The sequence below is a fragment of the Vicinamibacteria bacterium genome (genome assembly GCA_035620555.1).
Taxonomy (GTDB): Bacteria; Acidobacteriota; Vicinamibacteria; order Marinacidobacterales; family SMYC01; genus DASPGQ01.
This window is the reverse complement of record DASPGQ010000555.1, coordinates 1-3,599: the sequence shown is the minus strand read 5'-3', so window position 1 is coordinate 3,599 and position 3,599 is coordinate 1. Positions and strand designations below refer to the sequence as shown.

Here is a 3,599-nt window from a genome sequence, read left to right as displayed (position 1 = left end):
CCGTTCGCCACGCCGTGCGCACGAATTTCAAGCACGGTGCCGACTTCGTCAAGATCCTCGCCACCGGCGCGGTTCTCTCCAAGGGCATTTCCCCCGGAGCGCAGCAATACTCCGACGAGGAGCTCGCGGTGGCGGTGGAAGAGGCCAGGCGCTGGGGCCGCTTCGTCGCTTCCCACGCTCATGGGGCCGACGGCGTCAAGGCGTCCATCCGCGCCGGGGTGCGGACGGTCGATCATGGATCGATGATGGACGACGAGGGCATCGCGATGCTGAAGGAGAACGCGCACACGTTCTACGTGCCGACTCTGTACGTCGGCGCCGCGGTGGTGCATGGCGGTGAAGAGCTCGGGATCCCGGCATCCGAGATCGAACGGTCCCGTCGCATGTCGGAGTTTCGCAACCGTACCTTTCGCCGCGCGCTCGCCGCGGGATTGCCCATCGGCTTCGGCACCGACGCCGGTGTCTTTCCTCACGGCCTCAACGCCAGGGAGCTTACGATGCGCGTCGAGGAAGGCGAGCCCCCCATGCAGGCGATCGTTTCCGCCACCAGCCTCTCGGCGCGCATCATGGGGTGGGACGATCGCGTCGGGTCGATCGAGGCCGGCAAGCTCGCCGACCTCGTGGCCGTCGAGGGAGATCCGCTGCGAGATATCTCCGAGCTCGAGCGGGTGCGCTTCGTGATGAAAGGAGGCGTCGTCTACCGTGACGATCTCACGGGAAAGGCTCGTTCGACTCGATGAGATCCTGCTCGACCGCTTCGACGCCGAGGTGAGGCGGGGAGAGACCGCCGCGGGGCACCACGTCACGTGCCACCTCGGCTGTACCGAGTGTTGCATCGGGCCGTTCGAGATCTCGGCGCTGGACGCGGCGCGGCTCCGAAGAGGTCTCGCGAACCTTCCGGTTCAAATGGCGCGCCTCGTCGAAAAGCGCGCCCGCACCCAATGGGACTACCTCCGTCCGAGCTTCCCCGGTGACACGTCGACCGGCTTTCTCGCTGACGATGATCGCGCGCGGGAGAGTTTCTGTGAGACATTCGCCTCAATCCCCTGCCCGGTACTCGACCCAGGAACCGGTGCTTGTCTCCTCTACGCGCACCGGCCGCTCGCGTGCCGGAGCTTCGGCCTTCCCGTCGTTCAGGAAGACGAGCGCTTGCCTCCCTGCCGGCTGAACTTCACCAATGCAGGGGAGTGTGACGTGCGGAGAGCGACGATCGAGCCCGACCCGGAGTACCTCGAGGGCGATCTCATCGCATTGCTGGATCACGACGCCGAAACCGTGATCGCCGCCGCCATCGCGCTCGGCGATCGATGAATCTCCGACCCTGCAGACGCGTCAGCCCTTCACGGGCTTCGCCGCCGGGCCGATAGAGCCCCCCCGAGTCGATCCAACGTCGCACGGATCACACAATCGTCCGCAGTACGCGACCGGGCGACCACGTCTCGATGGGCTCAACGTTCTCCACCCTCGATGGAGATGCGTGGGTCCGAAGAAGAGGCTCCATCGGACCGCGAGTCGCCGAGAATGCCGGTGCGTCTCTAAAAAGTCCCGAGACATTCTCATAGAATCCGAAGACGATGACGAGACGGAAACGCACTTGGCCCTCTTGTTGGACCTGGGAGATCGAGATCTCCGACCACGCCCTCGAGAGCATGCCTGTGCGGGGATTTACCGAGGTCGACCTCCGTCGTATGATGGAGCGTGCGACAAGCTTTCGTCCAGATGTTGCAGAGGGGGCGATGGCGGATCGAAACACGATTCCAAGGGAGGCCAAGGGAGGCCATGGGAGGTCATCGTCGAACCCGTAGCCGAAAAGAAACTCCTGGTGGTCGTCACCGCTTCTGACGTGAACCGATGAAACAGATCCGATTGAGAGTTACCTATCGAGAAGATGGCAGTCCTTTTGCCGCCTACCTCCATCTTCCCAGCAAGCCAAACGAGAAGCGTGCGAAGTGCCGTCGTGTCGAGCCAGGGATGATCCTGGATATCAACATGGATGGAAAGCTCATCGGCGTCGAGTTGACCGCGCCGCTCCTCGTGACTCTGGACGATGTCAACAAGGTTCTCGAGGAGTACGGTTTGGACCCCATCAAGGAAGCGACGCTGAAGCCTTTGCTCGCCGCCTAGGCGATTGTCGCTCCCCGTCTCTCCTCTTGCTTGGTTCTACGCAAGGTGAGATCGATCACACAATCGATGAACATCGTGTTCGCCGAGCCGATCTGAGCACACCCCCGCACAGATTCTCCCGGCCTTTCAACTGTCGCGAATCGTTCATCCCGCTCGACAGCTGTCGGAGGAGAGTAACGTTCCGATCGTGGAGCCTTGTAGCGTCAAACCGGGCTACCAACATTGATAGGAGGCATCCTTGTCAATATACTTATCAATATGAGAACAATAGCGATCACTGTCGACGACGAGACCCTGGCCCTCATCGACGAGCTCTACGAAAGGACGAATACGTTCTCCAGTCGCTCCGCCCTGGTACGCGCCGCGATTAGAGAGTACGCACGTCTCACGCGAAAGCGAGCAGAGGAAGAACGCGAGCGCGCGATCCTTCACGCGAATAAAGATCGTCTGGACAAGGAGTTGGCCGCCCTGATCTCGGAACAGGCCAAGTCGTGAAACGTGGAGAGATCTATCGAACCGGAGAACGCCTGCCGGAACGAGGTCACAAGCCCGGCTTCTACGTCGTGGTGTCCCGTTCGTTCATCGCCGAGAACGACGATGTATCGACGGTGATCTGTGCGCCCCTTTACAGCAATGTGCTCGGGCTCTCGACCGAGGTCACGGTGGGGCGCGACGAAGGGTTCCCGAAAGAGTGTTCGATACGCTGCGATTTTCTGACGTTGATGTTCAAGTCAAAGCTCACCGGGTACGTGAGCCAACTCAAAGGCGCAAAGCTCGAGGCGCTGAACCAGGCTCTCGCGAAAGCACTGGAAATCACCTAGCTCATTCCGAGGGCTCACCGATGCAGTACAGGTAGTCTTCCGTCCTGAGAAAGATCTGCCCGCGCGAGATCGCCGGTGAGCTGAGGGTATAGCTCTCGAGGTTGTTCTCGGCGAGAACCTCGAAAGCCGGCCCCGCTTTCACGACGGTCGTGATGCCGTCCTCGCTAGTCGCATAGATCTTTCCGTCGGCGAGAACCGGCGATGCGCTGTAGATCCCCGAGGCGATGCGCTCGGGACCCCAGATGGTCTCGCCGGTCTTCGCGTCGAGGCTGAACAGGATCCCGCGATCGTTGACGATATAGAGATACTTTCCGTCAGTCACCGGCGTGGGTACATCTGGCCCGTCATCGAAATCCCAGAGACGATGGCTTGACGTCACATCTCCCTTGCCTCCGGCCTTGAGCGCGAGCATGGGGCGTACTCGGGTGGGGGCGTAGATGATGCCCTCCATCACCACCGGTGAGGCGACGATGCGGTAATTGGCGTCGTTGTCCGGGTTGAGCCCGTCCGCCCGCCAGAGCTCCTCGCCGGTGTCGAGGTCGTGGCCGGTGACGACGTCGCCGCCGGTGATCACGAGCTCTTTCTTGCCGTCGTATTCCAGGAGAGCCGGCGTGGTATAGGAATCGGGAGACTCGCGAATCGCATCCGTCGGCC

General features: G+C 61.6%; 6 protein-coding genes. 5 read left to right on the top strand and 1 reads right to left on the bottom strand.

The genetic code is table 11. The features are described 5' to 3' along the window. The 5 genes from VEK15_22405 to VEK15_22385 all read left to right on the top strand — a co-directional run. Window positions 1–740 (top strand): amidohydrolase family protein (locus VEK15_22405; protein ID HXV63470.1); only part of this gene is annotated, 740 nt, incomplete at its 5' end. After that, entirely contained in the window at window positions 703–1,311 is a 609-nt protein-coding gene (locus tag VEK15_22400; GenBank protein ID HXV63469.1) for a YkgJ family cysteine cluster protein, read from the top strand. The genes VEK15_22405 and VEK15_22400, both read left to right, overlap by 38 nt. A gap of 540 nt (window positions 1,312–1,851) precedes the next feature. Beyond that, window positions 1,852–2,124 (top strand): DUF2283 domain-containing protein, encoded by a 273-nt coding sequence (locus VEK15_22395; protein HXV63468.1) that lies wholly within the window; start codon window positions 1,852–1,854, stop codon window positions 2,122–2,124. 258 nt (window positions 2,125–2,382) lie between these two features. Next, window positions 2,383–2,619 carry a ribbon-helix-helix domain-containing protein gene (locus VEK15_22390; GenBank protein ID HXV63467.1) on the top strand — a complete coding sequence of 79 codons (237 nt, stop codon included), beginning with the start codon at window positions 2,383–2,385 and terminating at the stop codon, window positions 2,617–2,619. After that, the gene (locus VEK15_22385) at window positions 2,616–2,945 is read left to right on the top strand and encodes a type II toxin-antitoxin system PemK/MazF family toxin (GenBank protein HXV63466.1); all 330 of its coding nucleotides are present in this window, start codon (window positions 2,616–2,618) and stop codon (window positions 2,943–2,945) included. The genes VEK15_22390 and VEK15_22385 overlap by 4 nt, the downstream gene beginning before the upstream one ends. Before the next feature lies 1 nt (window position 2,946). Here the strand turns inward: VEK15_22385 and VEK15_22380 are convergent. Further along, on the bottom strand, window positions 2,947–3,599 hold a 653-nt coding region (locus VEK15_22380), incomplete at its 5' end, for a PQQ-binding-like beta-propeller repeat protein (GenBank protein ID HXV63465.1).